At 73.1% G+C, this 18,695-nt stretch carries 14 protein-coding genes; 4 read left to right on the top strand and 10 right to left on the bottom strand.

Annotation, left to right across the window (positions count from 1 at the left end):
* Positions 1–10 precede the first annotated feature (10 nt).
* Positions 11–4,498 carry a sigma 54-interacting transcriptional regulator gene (locus WME79_RS16475; protein WP_437536434.1) on the top strand — a complete coding sequence of 1,496 codons (4,488 nt, stop codon included), beginning with the start codon at positions 11–13 and terminating at the stop codon, positions 4,496–4,498.
* A 16-nt stretch (positions 4,499–4,514) separates the two neighbouring features.
* Here the strand turns inward: WME79_RS16475 and WME79_RS16470 are convergent, their stop codons facing one another.
* From WME79_RS16470 to WME79_RS16440, 7 genes are all read right to left on the bottom strand, one after another.
* A complete protein-coding gene (locus WME79_RS16470; protein ID WP_437536431.1) occupies positions 4,515–5,249 on the bottom strand; it encodes an SCO family protein in 735 nt (244 codons plus the stop codon).
* A 52-nt stretch (positions 5,250–5,301) separates the two neighbouring features.
* Positions 5,302–6,300: a heme o synthase gene (gene cyoE, locus WME79_RS16465; protein ID WP_437539858.1), complete on the bottom strand. Its 999-nt coding sequence runs from the start codon at positions 6,298–6,300 to the stop codon at positions 5,302–5,304.
* Positions 6,301–6,664: 364 nt separating this feature from the next.
* On the bottom strand, positions 6,665–7,555 hold the full coding sequence (locus tag WME79_RS16460) for a carboxypeptidase regulatory-like domain-containing protein (protein WP_437536428.1): 891 nt from the start codon (positions 7,553–7,555) through the stop codon (positions 6,665–6,667).
* A 321-nt stretch (positions 7,556–7,876) separates the two neighbouring features.
* Positions 7,877–9,154 carry a hypothetical protein gene (locus tag WME79_RS16455; protein WP_437536425.1) on the bottom strand — a complete coding sequence of 426 codons (1,278 nt, stop codon included), beginning with the start codon at positions 9,152–9,154 and terminating at the stop codon, positions 7,877–7,879.
* Between the two features lie 20 nt (positions 9,155–9,174).
* Entirely contained in the window at positions 9,175–9,678 is a 504-nt protein-coding gene (locus WME79_RS16450) for a T3SS (YopN, CesT) and YbjN peptide-binding chaperone 1 (protein WP_272098114.1), read from the bottom strand.
* A 44-nt stretch (positions 9,679–9,722) separates the two neighbouring features.
* Positions 9,723–11,483 carry a hypothetical protein gene (locus WME79_RS16445; protein WP_437536422.1) on the bottom strand — a complete coding sequence of 587 codons (1,761 nt, stop codon included), beginning with the start codon at positions 11,481–11,483 and terminating at the stop codon, positions 9,723–9,725.
* A gap of 281 nt (positions 11,484–11,764) precedes the next feature.
* Positions 11,765–12,610 carry an SDR family NAD(P)-dependent oxidoreductase gene (locus tag WME79_RS16440; RefSeq protein WP_437536419.1) on the bottom strand — a complete coding sequence of 282 codons (846 nt, stop codon included), beginning with the start codon at positions 12,608–12,610 and terminating at the stop codon, positions 11,765–11,767.
* A 270-nt stretch (positions 12,611–12,880) separates the two neighbouring features.
* On the opposite strand from WME79_RS16440, the gene WME79_RS16435 reads away from it, so the two are divergent.
* The gene (locus WME79_RS16435; protein WP_437536416.1) at positions 12,881–13,669 is read left to right on the top strand and encodes a J domain-containing protein; all 789 of its coding nucleotides are present in this window, start codon (positions 12,881–12,883) and stop codon (positions 13,667–13,669) included.
* A gap of 4 nt (positions 13,670–13,673) precedes the next feature.
* Here the strand turns inward: WME79_RS16435 and WME79_RS16430 are convergent, their stop codons facing one another.
* The 3 genes from WME79_RS16430 to WME79_RS16420 form a co-directional block, all read right to left on the bottom strand.
* Positions 13,674–14,408, bottom strand: a complete 735-nt coding sequence (locus WME79_RS16430; protein ID WP_437536414.1) for an OAM dimerization domain-containing protein — start codon at positions 14,406–14,408, stop codon at positions 13,674–13,676.
* Between the two features lie 317 nt (positions 14,409–14,725).
* Positions 14,726–15,217, bottom strand: coding sequence for a hypothetical protein (locus WME79_RS16425; protein ID WP_437536412.1), 492 nt, complete (start codon positions 15,215–15,217; stop codon positions 14,726–14,728).
* Positions 15,218–15,245: 28 nt separating this feature from the next.
* On the bottom strand, positions 15,246–16,790 hold the full coding sequence (locus WME79_RS16420; RefSeq protein ID WP_437536409.1) for a lysine 5,6-aminomutase subunit alpha: 1,545 nt from the start codon (positions 16,788–16,790) through the stop codon (positions 15,246–15,248).
* Between the two features lie 217 nt (positions 16,791–17,007).
* Between WME79_RS16420 and WME79_RS16415 the strand changes: the two genes are divergently transcribed.
* Both WME79_RS16415 and WME79_RS16410 read left to right on the top strand, forming a co-directional pair.
* Positions 17,008–17,604 carry an FxsA family protein gene (locus WME79_RS16415; protein ID WP_437536406.1) on the top strand — a complete coding sequence of 199 codons (597 nt, stop codon included), beginning with the start codon at positions 17,008–17,010 and terminating at the stop codon, positions 17,602–17,604.
* 475 nt (positions 17,605–18,079) lie between these two features.
* Entirely contained in the window at positions 18,080–18,622 is a 543-nt protein-coding gene (locus WME79_RS16410; protein WP_437536403.1) for an NUDIX hydrolase, read from the top strand.
* Positions 18,623–18,695 lie beyond the last annotated feature (73 nt).

Genomic DNA, 18,695 nt, shown 5'->3' with positions numbered 1-18,695 from the left:
CATTCTGGGGATGAGCGAGCCGTCGACCGTGACACCTCGGTTGGCAGAGCGCTTCCGGTTGCTGGACGTCGCGGGGTCCGGCGGGTCAGCCGAGGTCTGGAGGGCCGTCGATCGGGAGCGCGGCGGCGTGGTGGCGCTCAAGATCGAGACGCGCGAGCGCGGAGCATCCGCGGCGCAGCGCGCCTCCGCGCGGCGGGCGCTCGGCCGCGAGGCGCTGCACGCGGCGCTGGCGCTCTCGCCGCGGCTGCCGGAGCTCGTCGACGTCGGCTGGCTCGCGGCGCCATCTGGCGTGGCGCGCGTCGAGGGCGCCCCTGGCGAGGAGGGGCGCGCGTTCGTTGCGATGCGCTGGATCGAAGGGCGAGCCGTCGCCGACGCCCTGCGCGGGCTGCCCCCTGGCGAACGCGCGGCGCTCGCGCTCGCCGCTGCGCGCGACGCGAGCGAGGCCCTCGCCGACCTGCACGGCATCGGCCTGGCGCACGGAGACCTCAAGCCAGAGAACCTGATCCTGACGCCGGAGGAGCGGATCGCGGTGATCGACCTGGGGCTCGCCTGCTCGATCCACGAGACGTCCGTGGATGGGGCGACGCTGCGGTACATCGCGCGCGGGGACGCAGAGCTCGGAGACGCGCGGGCGAGGGATCTGCTCGCGCTGGGGACGCTGCTCGCCGAGATCGCCTTTCCCGGCGTGGCGGACGCGGACGATCCCATCGGAGCGGCGCGGGCCGCGGTGGCCGTGGAGAGCGCGGCCGGGCCGCCGCTCGACGCAATCTGCCGGGCGCTCCTCTCACCCTCCCCCGCGGCGCGCCCGTCGCCCGCGTGGGTCACCGAGTCGGCCCGCGCCTCGCTCGCCGGCGCGCAGCGCGCGCGGGGCCCGTTCGCCGCGTCTCCCGCCGGGCACGCCGGCCGCGACACGGGGGCGCCCGGCGCAGAGCGCGATCGACAGGACCGCGACGCGCGCCGCGTGCGCGCCGCCTACCTGCGCCTGCGGCGACACGAGCTCGAGGCGGCGATCGGGGTGCGCGACGACGTCGCCCCTTGGCTCGCGGACGCGTTCGCGGTGGTCGAGCGGGTGCGCGCGCTCTCCGGCGCGCCGCTCGGCGCGGGCGACGGCGCGGCGCGCGTGGGTCCGGCGCAGAGCGACGCGGCGTGGCTGGGGCGGCTCGGGCCGGACCGCGTCGCGCGGTGGCTCACCGCGCTCGCGGGGACGAGCGCGGCGGCGTGGCCGATGGGGCCGCTCGCGTCGGCGACGGAGAGGGCGCTCGCGGACGCGCTCGTCGCGCTCGCGCGGCAGGTCCCGCCGCGCGCCTGGACGTTCGCGGACGTCGAGGCGGCCGTGCTGGGGATCCCGGGGAGCGGCGCGCGGAGGCGGGCGAGCGCGGCGCCGAAGGACCGCGGAGCGGCCGGGGGCGCCGCCGAAGCGCCAGCCATCGGCGCTGCGGAGGCGGCGGAGCTGGCGCTCTCGATCGCGCGGGTGCCGCCGGATCCGCTCGCGCTCGAGGCGATCGAGCAGCGCGACGACGCGCCCGCAAGCCTGGTCGTCGCGGCGGCCAACGCGCTCCGGCTGCACGGCGACGCCGGGCGCGCGCGCAGCCTGATGCTGCGCTCGTGCGTTCGAGGCGCGACGGAGGCCGCGGCGCTCGCGGCGGAGGTGCTGCGGCGCGCCGGCGATCGCGCCCTCGCGGAGGAGCGCGCGCGCGCCGCGATCGACGCCGGCGCGGACCCGGAGGGGCGCGCGCGCGCGGTGCTCGCGCGCGTCGCGATCGACGCCGGGGCGCTGGAGGCGGCCGACGCGGTCGCCGGGGAAGCGGTGACGGCGCCGCTCTGCGAGGTGCGCGCGCTGCTCGCCGTGCTGCGCGGCGACACCGCGCGCGCGCTGTCGGAGGTGGCGCGCGGCGAGGCGCTCGCGAGCTCCGTCGAGGAGCTGGCGCGGATGGCCGCCGTGCGCGGCTACGCGTGGCACGCGAGCGATCCGGAGCGCGCACACGCGTCGTTCAGCGCCGCGGTGGATTACGCTGTCCGCGCCGGCGCGGTCGTCGAGGAGGCGACCTACCGGACCGGCGAGGCGGCGGCGGCGGTGGATCTCGGCGATCTCGACGGCGCGATCGCGACCTCGACCCGCGCGGCGCTGCTCTGGGAGCACCTCGGCCGGCCGGCGCAGGGCGCCCGGGCGCTGCTCGCCTGCGCCGCTGCCTACGCCACCGCGGGCCTGGTGCACGAGACCTGCCGGACCGCCGAGGACGCCATCGCGCGGGCCCGCGACGCGGGCGACGCGAAGGCGGAGGCCTACGCGCTCTGGGCCATCGCCGATGTGGTCGCCGCGCGAGGAGACGGCGTCGCGAGCGCGGACGTCGGATCGCACGTCGACCCGCGCGCTGCGGCAGCGCGCGCAGCGTCGCTCCTCGCCGGCGGCTCAACGGACGACACGCTCCGGGCGGCAGCGCGGCTCCTGCGCCACGGCGCGGGCGAGCTCGATGGAGCCCGCGTCGAGGAGCTCGACGAGCTCGCGAACGGCCCGGAGCCCGCGGCGGCCTCGCGGCTCGACTGGTGGGGAGCGCGCGCCGCGACCGCGCTCGCCGCGGACGAGGTCGGCGCCGCGCTCGCCGCGGACGACACGCCGCGCGGCCCGGCGGGCGCCTCGGCGTGGCGCGGCCGCAGCGACCGCGTCCTCGCCGCGATCGCCGCGCTCGCGGGCGCCCGCGCCCCGATCGCGGCGCGCGGCCCGGCGCTGGCCGCGGCGCACGCGCTGGCCGTCAGGGCCGGGCAGACGGACGTCGCGCACCGGGTGCTCGCGGCGCTCGCCGACGCCGCGCGCGAGCTCTGCGGGCGCAACGCGGGCGCAGGCTCTGCGGGCGCCTCCGCGGCCTCGCCAGGGGCGTCAGCGCTCTCCGGCGCGGTCCGGTCGCTCCCGTGGGTCGTCCGCGCGCGGGCGCTGCCCGAGAGCGGGCTTCGTCCCGAGCAGGCGCGTGATCTGGAGACCCTCGTCGGCGCGCTCGGCGAGCGCGAGCGGCTCGCGCCGCTGCTCGACCGGGTCGTCGACGCGCTCGTGCTCTGGACGGGGGTCGAGCGGGGGCTCCTGCTCCTGCGCGCCCCGAACGGGCGCCTGGTCCCGCGGGCCGCGCGCAACCTGGCGCGCTCGCGCCTCGGCGCGGAGCAGCTCGCGCTGTCAGAGACGCTCGCGCGCCGCGCCCTGGAGGCGCGCGAGCCGGTGGTCGCGGTCGACGCGGCGGGGGAGCTGCCGAGCGTGCACCACAGCGTGCACGCGCTGAAGCTGCGGAGCGTACTGGCCGTCCCGCTCGTGGCGCGCGGCGAGGCGCTCGGCGTCGTCTACCTCGACGACCGCGTGCGCCGCGGCGCGTTCGGCGCGCAGGAGCTGCGGTGGGCGCGCGCCATCGCGTCGGTCGCGGCGCTGGCGATCTCCGACGCGCGCGCGCAGGTCGAGCTGCGCCGCGCCGCGCGCCGCGCGGAGCGCGCCTCGTCGCGCCTCGCCGAGGAGCTGGCGCGGCGCGAGGCGGAGCTCGACGCCGCGGCGATCGAGCTCGCCAGGGCGCGCGGCGGCCGCGACACGCGCTACCGGTACGACGCCATCATCGGCGAGAGCGAGCCTCTGCGCGCGATGCTGCGCCTCGTCGATCGGGTGACCGCCTCCGAGGTGCCGGTGCTCGTCTGCGGCGAGTCCGGCAGCGGCAAGGAGCTCGTGGCGCGGGCCATCCACCACAACGGCCCGCGCGCGGCGCACGCGTTCGTGAGCGAGAACTGCGGCGCGATCCCCGAAGGGCTCCTCGAGTCGGCGCTCTTCGGGCACGTGCGCGGCGCGTTCACGGGCGCGGATCGCCCGCGCGCCGGGCTCTTCGAGGTGGCCGATCGGGGTACGCTGTTCCTCGACGAGATCGGCGAGATGAGCCTCGCGATGCAGACGAAGCTGCTGCGGGTCATCGAGGACGGCCTCGTGAGGCCCATCGGCTCGGAGCGGGCGCGCAAGGTCGACGTGCGCGTGATCGCCGCGACCCACCGGGATCTGGAGGCGCTCGTCCGGGCCCGCACATTCCGGGAGGATCTGCTCTACAGGCTCAACATCATCACGATCCGGGTGCCGCCGCTGCGCGAGCGCGCGACGGACGTCCCGCTCATCGTCCAGCGCTTCATCGAGAAGCACAGCCGCGGCCCGGTCCGGGTCACGCGCGGGGCGATGGATCGGCTCTCGGCCTACACGTGGCCGGGCAATGTGCGCCAGCTGGAGAACGAGGTCCGGCGGGCGATCGTCCTCTGCGACGGGACCATCGATCGGGAGCACCTCTCCCCGGAGATCGCGCACGGCGGCAGCGCGACGCCCCGCGATCTCGGCCTCAACGTCCGCGCGAGGATCGACGCGCTGGAGACGGAGCTCGTGCGCGACGCGCTCGAGCGCACGCGCGGGAACCAGACGCAGGCCGCCAAGCTGCTGGGCCTGTCCAGGTTCGGCCTTCAGAAGATGATCAAGCGGCTCGCGATCGAGGCGTGACGAGGGCCCGAGCGGGTCACCTCGACTTCACGAGGGCGCCCGCGTCGCGCAGGATCGCGTCGATCCCGTCGTCGTTCGCCTCGTAATAGCCGCGGATCACGCCCTGCTGGTCGACCAGCACGAGGCGCTCGCCATGGAAGATGCTGAAGAGGCCAGGGCTCGACTCCTTCTTGCCCATCGCGATCTTGAAGCCGTCGAGGACCGTCGACTCAATCTGATCGAGGGGGCCTGTCAGGAACGTCCAGCGCTCGAGCGGGAGCCGCTGCGACGCCGTGTAGGCCGCGAGCACCGCCGGGGTGTCGTTCTCCGGATCGACGGTGAATGTCACGAGGTGGAGCGCGTCACCGAGATCGCGGCCTCGGCGCTCGATCTCGCTCATGCGCTGCGTGAGCTTGGGACAGACGGTCGGGCAGGTCGTGAAGATGAAGTCCGCGATCCACACGCGGCCCCGGAGCTGCTCCAGCCCGAACCGCGCGCCACGCTGATCCGTGAGCTCGAAGGCGGGCAGCGGGATGCGGATCGCGGGCGGCTCCGTGGCCTGGCCGTGGAGCGCGCGCCCGGCGACCCCCATGGTGATGAGCGCCACGAGCCCGACCAGCGCGAGGAGCGCGGCCCAGAACACCGGCGTGCCCACGAGCCCGCCGCGTCGAGGCCTCCCCGCGTCGCCGCGGTCGGACGGAAGTGATTGGCCGGTCGGCTCCGCAGGCGGCAGAGCGCCGCTCGCGTGGCGCGTGGGCTCCGTTGAGACCATTCGGTGACGCTTAAGGGCCTGTCTCCGGTGCGTCAAGGCGACGAGGCGCCGCTCAGGCGCCGATCATCAGCGCAGCGAAGAGGAGCACCAGGTAAACCATGGAGGCGAAGAAGACCTGACGCGCCCAGCGAGCGCCGGTGCCCGCGCGGAGACCGTAGACGCCGAGCCCGAAGAACGCCCCGCCGAGGAGGACCGCGGCGCCGAGGTAGACAGGGCCCGCCACGCCGAGCGGGACGAACAGCACCGAGGACAGCACGAGCAGCGCGAGGTAGCCGACGATGTGGCGCCGTGTCGTGAGATCGCCCTTCTCGAGCGGCAGCACCTTGAGCCCAGCGCGCTGGTACTCGTCCTGACGGAAGAGCGATATCGCGAGGAAGTGCGGGATCTGCCAGAGAAACATGACAGCGAAGAGCAGGAAGCCGGGCGCGTCGATCTGCCCTGTGACGGCCGTCCACCCGAGCAGCGGCGGGATGGCGCCGGGGATCGCGCCGATCGGCAGCGACAGCGTCGTCCGGCGTTTGAGCGGGGTATAGACGAGGACGTAGCTGAGCAGCGCCACCGCGGCGAGCACGCCCGTGGTCGCGTTCACCCCGACGAACAGCACCGGAATCGAGGCGGCCGAGAGCGCGATCCCGAACCAGAGCGCCAGCTCCGGCGAAAGCCGCCGCGCCGGCAAGGGACGGCTCCGCGTCCGCTCCATCAGCAGATCGGTGTCGCGCTCGATGTACATGTTGAGCGCGTTGGCGCCGGACACGACGAGCGCCGTCCCCAGCAACGCCAGCGCAAGCTGCGCCGGCGGCACCGCCGCGCGCTCGATCGCGGCCTCTCCCGCCAGTCCGGCGCGGAGGTAACGGCTCGCGACCCACATGCCGCCGAGCATCGTCGCGACCACCATCCTCGTGATGCGCGGCTTGGTGAGGCTCACGAGATCGGCCGCTCCCTTGAGCAGCGGGCGCGCGCTCGTGGGGACCGCACAGCCGCCCCCCTCGGACGGCTCAGCCTGGCGAACGTAGGGGACCGGGGCGCGCTCGGCGGCCTGCTCGACGCTCATGGTCACGCGTGCACCTCGCTGCTGTGCCCAGCACCCGCGCCGCGCGCTCGCGCGACATCTCCGAAGATCCCTGGTCTCGGGACAGCTAGACTGAAAAACGGCGTCATCACCGGAGCGCGGGAGGCGGGAGAAAACAGCATCGGGGCCGGGAGACTAGCGCGCACAACACGTCTCGGGGAGTCGAGTTCGTCAGTTGTCGCCCGCCTCCCTTTAGGGCACGAGTCGCCTTGCGGCAACCGTCGTGGCGTGCTCATCCGTTCTTTGCGCGTCGAGCGAGCCTGGAAAGGTCGCTCCCCCGCGCCGCTCGCCGCCAGCCGGGCGGCCCGGGGCGGGGCGACGCCTGCCCCAGGCGCTGCCGTGGATCTCACCAAAGGCCCTTGAGCTCGTCCTTGTTTTCCGCCGGCTCAGGCTCGGTGCCGGCGTACGTGAACGTGACCTGGGCGGGCTTGTCGTCCGCGACCGCGACGTCGGCCGTCTTCAGGCCATAGTGAGGGTGCCACGCCTCGAGCTTGTACTTGCCGGCAGGGACCTTCTCGATCGTGAACGAGCCGTCATCGCCGCTCACGGCGAAGAACGGGTGATCCGTCACCACGACAAAGCCGCGCATCCATGGGTGGACGTCGCAGGTGAGCTTGATGATGCCGTCCTTCCACGTCTTCGTGAGCGGCGCGGCGCCCCCCGGCTGCGCCTGGTTGAACAGCGTCTCAGAGCCCTTGTACGTGTGCACGTTGTGCAGCGTCCGGTCGCTGTTCTTGATGTCGACCTGCTGCTCGGAGACCACGCCCTGGATGCGCGGCACATACATGCAGTCCTGCTGGTCGACCACCGCGTGCGCGTCGGGCGCCTTCCAGCTGCCCGGCACGCCCCCGACCGCGATGCGGACGAAGGTGTCCTTGAGCTTGCCATCGGTGACGACAACAGCGTTGTACAGGACATCTTTGTCCTGGCAGACCGGGGCGTCCTTGCGCGCGGTGGGAACCTTCATCTCGACCGGCTTGCCCGTGAACTTGACGACCCCCTTGATGATCCCCTTGCCCTCGGGGGCAGCCGGGGCGGCCGCCTGCGCTGTGGCCTTCGGCGCTTCAGACCCCTGCGGAGCCGCTGCGGGCTTCTCGACCGAGGCCACCGGGGGCGCCGCGGTGGTGGCCGTCGCGGCCGTGCCGCCGCTGGGCTTCGAGGGCTCCTCGGGGCACCCTGCGAGCACCAGCGCGGTGAGCGCGAGAGCAGAGAGCGAGGCGAGATCGCGACGATACATGAGGACTCTCCCGCGCCCGCGGCGCGCCACGCGAGCCTGGTTCGTGCCCCTCCGAGCCTGACCTGGCTAAGCGGGCCGCATCTTCGTGCGCTACGGGCTCATCCGCGTCGTTCGGCTCGCTGCGGCGTACCTTCGTACGCCTCACTCGCCTGACTAGCGGCTGAGCCCGTATCACACAAACCTGCACCCCACTATTGGAAGGAGGGACCGTCTGGACCGGGCGGCGGCTCCCCCCGCGTCCTTCTGGCGAGCAGCGGGTGCAATGCCGCGCGCTGTTCTTCCGCACAGCGAGGGCGTGCTTAACGAGTGTCGTCGCTCGCGTCAACCTGACGCGCCGCCGGTGATGTCCGGTTTCCCGGCGCCCGGGAGCGAGCTCGAGGTGCGCTCGCGCTCGTTCGCGAGCATGGCCGCCCACAAGCCGCGCTCGTCGCGGGCCGCGAGCGCAATGCAGAGGGCGGCGATCACCAGCGACAGCGCGCCGAGCGGCACCTCCGGGGCGCTGCCCGCGACGAGCAGCAGCGCGAGCGCGCCGCCCAGCGCCGGCAGCCGCGGCGGGGCGACGAGCGCGAGCGCGGCGATCACCACCGAGAGGGCGGCGACGAAGAGCTGCATCGAGAGCGGCACGACCGGAGCGGGGCGGGTGAGCAGCCGGTCGAGCGCGCGGCGGAAGAGCGCCTCGACCATGGATGCGTCGTCGGCGGCGCCCGCGAGCGCCGCCCGCGTGGCGAACAGCGCCGACGCGAGCGCCACCAGCGAGAGCGGGCTCACGAGGCGCGGCCGCGATGGCTCGGCCTCACGCGGCCGCGCCTCGCGGCCCGCGCCGAGCGCGACCGTCGCCACGAGGACGGCCAGCGCGTCGAGCGCGAACGCGGCGGTCGCGACAGAGCTCGTCGCGCCGGCGAGCGCCTTCGAGCCACGGTCGTTCGCCCACACGGCCAGGAGGACGCCGGCGAGCCGCACGAGCGCAGAGGCGCCGACGAGCCCGAGCGCGGCCGCGACCGGCCGCACGAACGGGACGCGGAGCGCCTCCCACGCGCTGGCGAGCGCGAGGATCGCGGCGCTCACGCCGATGAGCGCGGCGGACAGATCGGGCACGCGCTGCACCGTCGCGTGCAGCACGACCAGGATGACGAAGCTGCCCGCGACGATCGCGCCGATCCGCAGCGCGTACGGGACGCGGCTCCGCACGACCGCGCTGATCAGCGCCATCGCGACGACGATGGCGCCGATCGCGAAGAGCTGTGAGGCGCCGGCGCCGGCGAGCTCGATCATGTGGACAGCGCGCTCGATGCCCACCGCCAGGCCGACCATCGCGGGCGCGACCATGCGGCCAAGGATCATCGCGAGCAGGGCGAGGACGGCGAGCGGCCGGATGAGCGCGAGCACAGGCAGGCCGGCGAGCGGAGGCCGCCCGGCGGCGGAGGACCGGCGCTCGGCGGGCGGAGGCTCGCCGCCCTCCTCGCGACGGGGCGAAGCGACGGTGTCCGGCGCGGCGGAGGGAGGAGGCTCACCGCCCTCCCCGCGAGGAGGCGAGGCAGCAGCGTCCGGCGCGGCGGAGGGAGGAGGGCCTTCGGGTGGGAGATCGATGTTGAGGAGCATGAAAGAAGAGCGCCCGTCGCTCAGCCCTTGTCCCAGGCGCGGGGGGCGTCGAGATCGGTGAAGACCGCGGCGGTCGCCGAGGCGTCGATCAGGTCCTGCATCCGCTGGCCGCCGGCCTCCTCGACAATGCGGTCGTCGTACTCGTCCGCGAGCACGGACAGATCCCGGAGGGCGACCAGGATCTCGTCGGCGTCGAGCGTCTCGCCACCGAGGAGCGTGTGGACGATGACCACACACGAGCCCTGCGCGACGTAACCGAAGGCGCCGAAGCGGATGCGCGCGTTCAGGCGGAGCAGCTTCATCGCGAGGTCCGGCGTCATCTCGACGCCGCGGGCGAGCTGCGCGACGAGCCGCACGAGCGCGCGATCGGGCGCCCATGGAAGGACATGAAGGTAGACGTACGCGGTCCCCTGGCGGACGACGTAGAACTGCGGCTCGACTCGGGTGAACGCCGGGGAATCCGCGAGCGCCGCCTCGATGCGCGCGTTGGTCACTCGAACGGCCTCGTCGGAATCCTTCGGCATGACGCGGAGGATACATCGCCGCGGTCCCGGTGCAGAGCCGGGACCTAACGCCCGAGCGGAAGCAGCGGACCTGGCGGCGCTGGCGCCCCCTCGTCGCCCGGGACGAGGCGCGGCCCCCTGCGCACCGGCGCCGGCTCGATCGGGGCGGCGCCGGAGGGCGCCTTCAGCAGGAACGGGCGGGCGTTGCGGGTCGAGCACGCGTCGTACGGATCCCGGTGGAACTCCCAGTGCAGGTACACGTTGCCGTCCGGCGAGACGATCGCGTCCGGCGCCTTGCCGAAGGGCGACGCGCGGTGCACCGAGTTCAGCGCGACGATGTCGAAGGCGGTCATCCCGCTCGGCCTCGTGACCCCGAGGCGCACGACGCTGCCGCTGTCCTTGTTCAGGACGATCTCCACGTGCGTGACCCGGTTCTGGTTGAACGCGTGCCCGGAGGGCAAGCTCTCGAGCGACGCCAGGAACTCCTCCGCGAAGATCGGGTGGAGCCGGTTGTGGATCATGTTGATGTACGTCGCGAACGGCACCCGCGCGGCGTTGAGCGAGGTCTGGTTGCCGGGCTTGACCGAGGGGTCGTAGTTCTCGATCGCGGCACGCCATTTCTTCCACTTGTCCGTCGTCTCCCACGAGCCCCGGTGTGCGCTCCTGCGGGAGGCGCCATCCGAGGCCCGCTCCGCCCTGAGCTTCTCGTTGCCGACGGCCGCCTGCACGCCGGCCATGTCCAGGTTGAGGTTGGGCCCGCCGGGGAGCCCCGGCGCGCCGAGGCCGATGGATCCGACACGGACCGGGCTCTGGTAGGGCTGCGGCGTCGCCTTCTTGCCGGCCACGCGGCTCTTGCCGTCGCCGCCCGGGTTCGCCGGATTGAGGGTGTAGCCGCCGCGCGCGCCGTCGATCACCTCGGGCGACGCCGGGCCGGAGCCGCCCGCGGCGCCCTTCTCCGGCGGCGGAAGCGCGGGAGATGCCTGCGCGACGCGAGCGCCGCCGCTCGCCCCCGGCACGCTCGGGGGGGGCGCCGACCGGGAGGCCTGCGCGGCCTGCGCCGGCGACGCCGGGCTGTGGTGCTCCGCGCTCTCGCTCTCGGGGTTCCCCTCGCCGGGCGCGTGCTTCTCGTTGCCGGCGCGCTCCTCGCTGTGGCCGCTGTGATCGTGGTCGCTGTCGCCGACCATGTCCGTCGGCGCCTTCGGCCCCGACGGCGTCCCGGGCGTCGGCTCGGGATCGTCCTGATCCTTCGAGCGGATCTGCGCCATGGTCTCCTCGTCGACCTTGTTGGCGTCGTCCGCGATCCGGTTCGCCTCGGGGTTGTCCTGCTGGTCCTTCTGGACGTGCTGACGGATGGCGATCCGTTGATCTGCCGGCGGCAGCGGCGGCGGCGGCGCCGGCTGGACCGGTACGATCTTGGCCACCTCTTCCTTGGGCGGCTCAGGCTTTGGCGGCGCGGGCGGAGGCGCCTTCGCCTGGCGCGGCGGCTCGGCCTTCGGCGGCTTCCGCGGGATCGTCGCCGCCTTGGTCGGCTCGGGCTTCGGCTGCTGCGGATCCGGCGTCGCGTCCTTGTCCGGCTCGCTGTCCGACGGTCGCTCCGGCGGCGCCAGCGGGGCGGGGGGCGGCGTGAGCGTCGCGCCGTCGGTCAGGATCTCGAACGTCGTGTCGCCCGGCCGAAGGCCATCCCTCACCGCGTGGACCATCTGGCGGAGCTGGGCGCGATCCTCGATGACCTGCGCCACCTCGACCGCGCCGCCGCCGCCCGCCATGTGCGCCACGATCGCCGCGCAGATCCACAGGGCGAGCGGGATGTGGGCGTCACGCGACACGGCGCTCAACGCCTCCGCGCTGCAGAGGCCGCACCGCGCGACATGGCGCAGCCGTAACAGCAGCGAAAGACGGTCACCGGTGGCACCTCCAGACTCCGCGTGAACGACCTGCTCGAACAGTGCGCCGATGCGCCAAACGTACCCCGGAAGCGGTTCGAACCTAGCATCCAGGGATCAGCGCAGCAACGGTCGGCTCGCGCGCAGCCCTGGGCGGGCGCGCCGGCGCCCCGGCCGCGCCCGCCCTCGGCGAGGCGCCCTGCGCCGTCGCGCCGGCGTCACGATCAGACCTTGATGATCGCGTCCCAGTGATCCGCGATCTCCTGCGCCGTCCAGACGCCGCCCTCGTCCTTGAACTTCCCGGGGCTCTGGACGACCTTGTAAATGTACATCTGCGCACCGGCGACGGCGAGGACGTTGCCGGTCTTGTCGGCGCACAGATCGGACGCGAGGAACAGCGCCGCAGGCGCCACGTGCGCCGGCGTGAGCGTGTCGCCCGCCGATTGGAACATGGGCAGATCCTCCGTCATACGCGTCTTGGCGATGGGCGCGACCGCATTGACGGTGATCCGTTGCTTCTGCAGCTCGATCGCGGCGGTGCGGGTCAGGCCGTAGATGCCGGCCTTGGCAGCCGCGTAGTTGGCCTGCCCGAAGTTGCCGAGCATCCCTGAGACGCTCGTGGTGTTGACGATCCGCCCTCCCCCGCCCTGCGCGACCATCTGCTTCGCAGCGGCCTGCGTGCAAAGGAACGTCCCCTTCAGGTGAACGGCGATGACGACGTCCCACATGCCCTCATCCATCTTGAGGAGCGTCTTGTCGCGGACGATTCCCGCGTTGTTCACGAGGATGTCGACCCGGCCGAACGCATCGACAGCGGTCTTCACGATCTTCGCCGCGCCCTCGGGCGTCGCCACGCTGTCGAAGCTCGGCGCGGCCTGCCCGCCCGCGGCCTTGATCTCCTCCGCGACCTGCGCCGCCATCGCGTCGCTCGAGCCCGACCCGTCGCGCGTCCCGCCGAGGTCGTTGACGACGACCTTCGCGCCCTCCCGGGCGAAGAGCAGCGCTTCCTCGCGGCCGATCCCGCCGCCGGCTCCCGTGATGATCGCGACCTTTCCGTCGAGCAAGCCCATCGCAGATTCCTCCTGATCCGCGCGCCGGCGCGGTGCGCCGTGCCGTTTTCGCGCGGAGCTTCGCACGGCGGGCCTCGGCCCGGGCACACATTCGTGCGCGCAAGCGCGCGCAATCGAGCGAGGGCCGAGCGAGGGCCGAGCGACGGCCGATCGCGGGCCGAGCGACGGTGCGCGCGAGCGGGCCCGTCCGGCGAGGGCGACGTCCGCGCTCCCGAGCGCCCGCGCCGCTTCCTTGGCCGATCGAGCGCGGCAGTGATAACGCCGCGTTCGATGCAACTGCCCAGCCGCCTTTCCACGTCGACCCTGGGAGACCTGCTCGGCGCGCTGCACCGCGAGAAGACCACCGGGCTCCTGGAGCTCTGCGAGCTCCGGACGCCGAGCGGCTCGACGGTGCCGGGCCGCCAGCACAGGATCCAGCTCTTCTCGGGCCTCGTGACGGCCGTCGACACGCCGCTCCGGGTGCCCCGCCTCGGCGAGATCCTCGCGAAGGAGGGCTCTGCGCCCGAGCCGTCGATCCAGCGGCTCGCCGCGCTCGTCGCCGCGCACCGGGGGCGCCGGACCGGCGAGGTGCTCGTGGCGGCGGGGCTCATCCCGGCGAGCGCCGTCGACCGCGCGCTCCGGATCCAGCTCCGCGCGCGCCTCGAGGCGCTCTTCAGCATCGAGGAGGCGACCATCTGCTTCCACACGGCAAGGCCCCTCGCCGGGTCGCTGCGCCAGACCGGCCCGCTCTCGCCGAGCGATTTCCTCCACGGCCGCCCGCGCGCGCGGGATCAGCAGCGGCGCAGCGGCGCGTCAGCGCGCGCCGCGCACAGCGGGCCGGCGAGCGCGCCGCCGCGGAGCGCTCCGCCGCGCGCCGCTCGCGTGGACGAGCCGCGTCGCCGGGCGCTCGAGGTGCTGGGCCTGCGCGAGGGCGCGACCGAGGCCGAGATCCGCCGCACGTTCCGCCGCCTGGCCGCGTCCCTGCACCCCGACCGCGCCGCCGCGCACGCCAACGACGGCGCCCAGCGCACCGCGCGGTTCGCCGAGCTCTCGGCCGCCTACCACCTGCTCGTCGCCTGACCGCCTACGCCCGGCCCACGAGGCGCTCGATCAGGAACGACGCCACGGTGATCGGCTTCGTTCCCGGGCCGAAGCCGGCGTCGAAGCCGAGCTCGACGGCGAGGTTGTGATCGATGCGCGGGCCACCGAGCAGCAGGATCACCTTGTCCCGGAAGCCCTGGCGCGTCGCCAGGTCGACGAGCGCCGCCGCGTTCTCCTTGTGGCAGTTCCGCTGGGTGATCACCTGCGAGACCAGGATCGCGTCCGCGCCGAGCGCCTTGGCCTTCTCGCAGAGCTCGGCGTTCTCGACCTGCGCGCCGAGGTTGTGGGCGTCGAAGCACTTGAAGCTCTCGAGCCCCTTCTCGCCGGCGAACCCCTTGTAGTTCAGGATCGCGTCGATGCCGACCGTGTGCGCGTCGCTGCCGGTGCAGGCCCCGACGACCACGATCTTGCGGCCGAGCTTCTTCGCCTGCGCCTCGATGTCGTCCCGCGTGAGCGGCTGGGCGGCGAGCTCCTGGACCTCGATGTCCGAGACGTCGACCCCGTGCTGGGAGTGCCCGTAAACGACGAAATACGTGTGCTCCCGGCTGGCCTGCTCCATGGCCGTGACCAGCGGATCGCGCAGGCCGTGCGACTCGGCAAAGCGCTTCGCCGCCTCGCGCGCGCGGTCGCCCGGCAGGACGCGGAGCGTGAACGACATCTGGACCATCCCGTCGCCCTCGCGGTCGCCATACGCACGCAGGATGTTTCGCGGTGTCATGCTCACCTCCGTCTACAGGCTACAGGGGGCGGACTGCGCCGATCCCTCGTTGACAGTAGCGCCAGGCGGCCTCGCGCGGCTAGGGCGATCGCGTCGCAGAGAGCGAGCGAAAACGACACGAAAGCTCAGAGAGCATGCCTTTTGAAGACTCCAGTGACGTGGCTTCCCCGAGCGGTTCGAGCCCGACTCTGGCGCTGTGCTGGGACGAGAAGGGAGTGAGACGCCAGGATGTAAGGAGGAGAGATCCAGGGGTTCCTGGCGTCCATGGCGCCTCGGCGGTCCCTTTTCCGATCGTTCCGTTCCCCTCGATCGGCGCGTCAGCGCTGGAAGGAGAGGGGCTCGTTGCAGCGCGGGCATCGACCCGACCAGTACCGCTCGTGGTGGGCCGGCTCGCTGGGGTCCGGGCGTCGGATCCGCCGCGCGCAGCGGGCGCAGTGGACCCGATCGACGAGCTCCTCGATGAAGCCGTGCGACGGGTGGGCGTCGACCAGCTTGCGCAGCTCGGAGAACACCTCGGACGAGGGAAGACGACCCGCGCGGCGCAGGAGATCCTCGGCAGCGCGGCGGACGTCGTCCCTCTTCGGCGGCTTTGCCTTCGCGGGGGGCGCGGGCGCCGGGAGGTGAGCGAGCTGAGCGCGCATCCGCTCGAGCTCCTCCCTGAGCTCGTCGATCGCGCGCTGCTGTCGGTCGAGCGCCTGCCGCTGCTCCTCGACCCGATCTGCGAGGATCTCGAGGCGCACCGCATCGGTCGCGTCGCTCCGGTAAGGCGAACCGCCGCGCCGTGTCCCCTCGGGCGTCCTTCCGCTCATGCGCCCATGCTCGCAGATTCCGGTCGGCTTATGGCCGCTCCAGCACGTCGAGGATCGGATTGACGTACTCCGGGTGCCGCACCACGACGCCCGCGTACCCCTTTCCCCCGGTGCGCGTGCGCTTGACGTCGCCGAAAGCGCCGCGCCCGATGGCGTCCCAGAGGGTCTCCCGATCGACCTCGTGCAGCAGCGCGTGCGCCTTGTCGAGGACCTCGCGGGCGCGCCGCTCGACGATGCCGCCCGGCTTCCACTGGATCTCGTCGCCGAGGTGGCGCGCCGCAGTGAAGACGTAACGGGCGCTCTTCAACGAGAGGTACCGGTCCATGAGGAGCGGTGTGTGGACCGCCTCGCTGAACATCCCGAGCAGCTCGATCGACTGGCCGGTGGTGATTCCGACCAGATTGAACATCGCGTCGTGAACATGGCTGTGGAAGATGTCGCCTGTCTTGAACTTGGTGGGCGGCATCCACTTGATCGGGTGCCGGTCGAAGATCTGCCGGACGAGCTGGGCCTGGGCGAGCTCGAAGAGGAGGCTGTCCTCGAGCCAGGGGTTGATCTCGAAGGCGTGGCCGAGGCCCATCTGCTCCTCGCGGAGGCCCGCGCGCCGCGCGAACGCCTCGTTGATGAACTGCGACGCGAGCACCGTATGGGCCTTCTCGACCGCGTCGGCGGTCGTGAGGTAGTTGTCCTCTCCCGTGTTGATGACGATGCCGCTCCTCGCGATGATCCTGCGGGAGAAATACTGATCGATGAACGTCCGCTGCATGTTGATGTCGCGGAACAGGATCCCGTACATCGCGTCGTTGAGCAGCATGTCGAGCCGCTCCACCGCCGCCATCCAGGCGATCTCGCTCATGCAGAGGCCGGACGAGTAGTTCGTCTGCGCGAGGTAGGTGCCGGTGTCGCGGGTCGCCTCGTCGGTGGCGCGGCGGATGATCCTGAAGTTCTCCTGGGTCGCGTACGTGCCGCCGTATCCCTCGGTGGTCGGCCCCTCCGGGACGTAGTCGAGGAGCGACTGGGCGGTCGCGCGGATCACCGCGACGATGTCGGCGCCAGCGAACCCGGCGGCCTTGGCCTGCACGGCGTCGTCGTAGATGTTGCCCGTCGCGACGATGACGTACTTGAGCGGCGCGACGCCGACCCGGTGCGCCGCCTTGTTGGCCTCGCGCTCGTCGCGGGCCCTGTCGATCCGGGCGATCGCCTCCCGCGTCGCGGCCTCGAGCGCGCCGCGCGCCTCGGCCGCGGAGGGCCCCGGGCCGAGGTCGGCCGCCTCGCTGAACGCCAGCATCTCCGCGGCCTCCTGCACCGAGCCGGCGCCCTCACAGAGCGCCCGGCCGAGGTGGTACGCGACGCCGCGGCCGGCTTGCCCCGCCCTGTGGATGCGATCGACCAGCGCGTTCACGAGCGGCGTCCCCTCGGCGTCGGCGCCGACCACGCCGTAGGCGCGGGCGACGGTGCGCTCGACGCCGACCGTGGTGTGGCGGTCGATGAAGCGCTGCACCTCGTCGGCGATGTCGGCGGCAAACGCGCGGCACGCCTCCACCTTTTCCTGCTCCACGGGGACAGTCGTCATGGATTTCTCCGGGGCAAGCGCTCTTAGCGCACTCTCACCGCGGCCGGTACTCCGGCGCAGGATCCATGGCGAAGCATGGAACAGCCGGCCTCGCGGGACTCAGCGGCGGCCGATGACGGCGTGCCGCGGTGCGCGATGATGGCGCTCGGGAGCGACGCCGGCGGCGGGCGGCCCCACGCGTGCGCGGCGCGACGGGCGGCGCTAGACGACGGGGGTCATGGGCAAGCTCATCCTGCTTTTCACGGCGCTCCCGATCCTGGAGCTCTGGCTCCTCCTGTCGATCGGCGACGTCATCGGCTTCTGGCCTACCGTGGCGATCGCGCTCGGGACGGCGGTCCTCGGCGCAGCGCTCGCGAAGCGCGAGGGGCTCAAGGTGCTCGCCTCGTGGCGCGGCGCGATGGCCGCGGGCCGCGTCCCGGACGAGGGGCTCACAGGAGGGCTCCTTGTGCTCCTCGGGGCGGCCCTGCTCGTCACGCCGGGGGTGCTAACCGACGTGGCAGGGCTCCTGCTCCTGCTCCCGCCGGTGCGCCGCCGCATCGCGGCGGTGGTGCGGGAGCGGTTCGAGCGGCGGGTGGCCGCGGCGAGCGCCGCCGGCATCGGCGTGGACGGCCCCGGCAACGGCGCGTTCTTCAGCATGAAGGTCATCGATCTGGGCGGCGGGCCGTTCGTCGAGCGCGCCGAGGGGCGCGCTGGCGCGTCCCGCGGGCAGCCGGCGTCATGGCAGGTCATCGACGTCGAGGCGGAGGTGACCGAGGGCGCCGAGGAGGATGAAGCCGGCGGGCCAGCGCGGACGACGCGACGACTGCCCGGCTGACACCGCGATGTCATCGAAGCCCCGGCGCAGGCATGCGCGCTCGCGCTGCCCTGAGCACCAGCGACTCTCACCCACGACACCCGAACACCGGCGTCAGGCGCTCGGCGAGACACGCGAGCAACAACGCAGGACAATGATTCACGTCCGAGCTGCATGACTGAAACGACAAAGAAACAGAGCGCATTGTACGCTCCTCAACGTCGTCGGCGCAGCCCGACATCCCAGGAGAAACGACATGAAGATCTGAACCTGCGCAACATCATGCAACAACGCACAACGACACCAACGCAGCAACCTCTATGAAAGATCCAACTCGAACCTCGATCCCATCGACCCGGCCGCGCCGCCCCGGCAGCAGCGCGAAGAACGACCCTGGCACGACGTCCAGCCCTGAACAGCGCCGACGCGCTCGCCTGAACGCCCGGCAGGCGGTGCCCCAGCGGCCCTGCCGCACGCCCTCGCGGAGGGTGCCGAGATGAGGCTCATCAAGTCGATGGCCGGCTGGCTCCTCGGGTACGTCGATCCACGGGAGCCGCTCGGCAGCTCGCTCATCAACGCTCTTTCACGGCTCCCCATCCACCTCGCCGCGGACGCCGTATGCCTCCGGAGGAACGCGGACTCTGGCGCCCTCGAGGTGCTCCTGACACAGCGCGGAGCGTCGGCGGCAGGCCCTGGAGAGTGGTGCTGCCCCGGCAGCGTCCTCTCGCCGGGCGAGCAGCCCGAGCACGTCCTCCACCGGGTCGGGATGACGATCTCCGACTTCACGTTCGTCGGCGACTACTTCTCGGCCGCCACGCGCGGCTGGATGCTCTCCCGGGTCCATCAGGCGAAGCTCGCCGAGGTCCCGGCCACGGGCACCTGGTGGCCAGTCGAGCAGTTGCCGAACAACCTGGTACCCAAGCACCGAGAGCTGGTCATCCCGATGGCGGTCAAGGCCTTCCACGCCCAGCGCGCGAAGCGCTCGCAGGCCCAGCGCGCGAAGCGCTCGCAAAAGGCCACCAGCGCGCCGCTCACGTGACGTGAGGCGCCGCGCGGGGCCCCGCGCCGCCGCGGCGCAGGAGACGGGCGCCCCGCTCAAGGCACATCTCGCA

The sequence above is a fragment of the Sorangium sp. So ce726 genome (assembly GCF_051521405.1).
In the GTDB taxonomy this organism is placed as follows: Bacteria; Myxococcota_A; Polyangia; order Polyangiales; family Polyangiaceae; genus Sorangium.
Note: the sequence above shows the minus strand (reverse complement) of the source record. Positions and strands in the feature narration are given on the sequence as shown.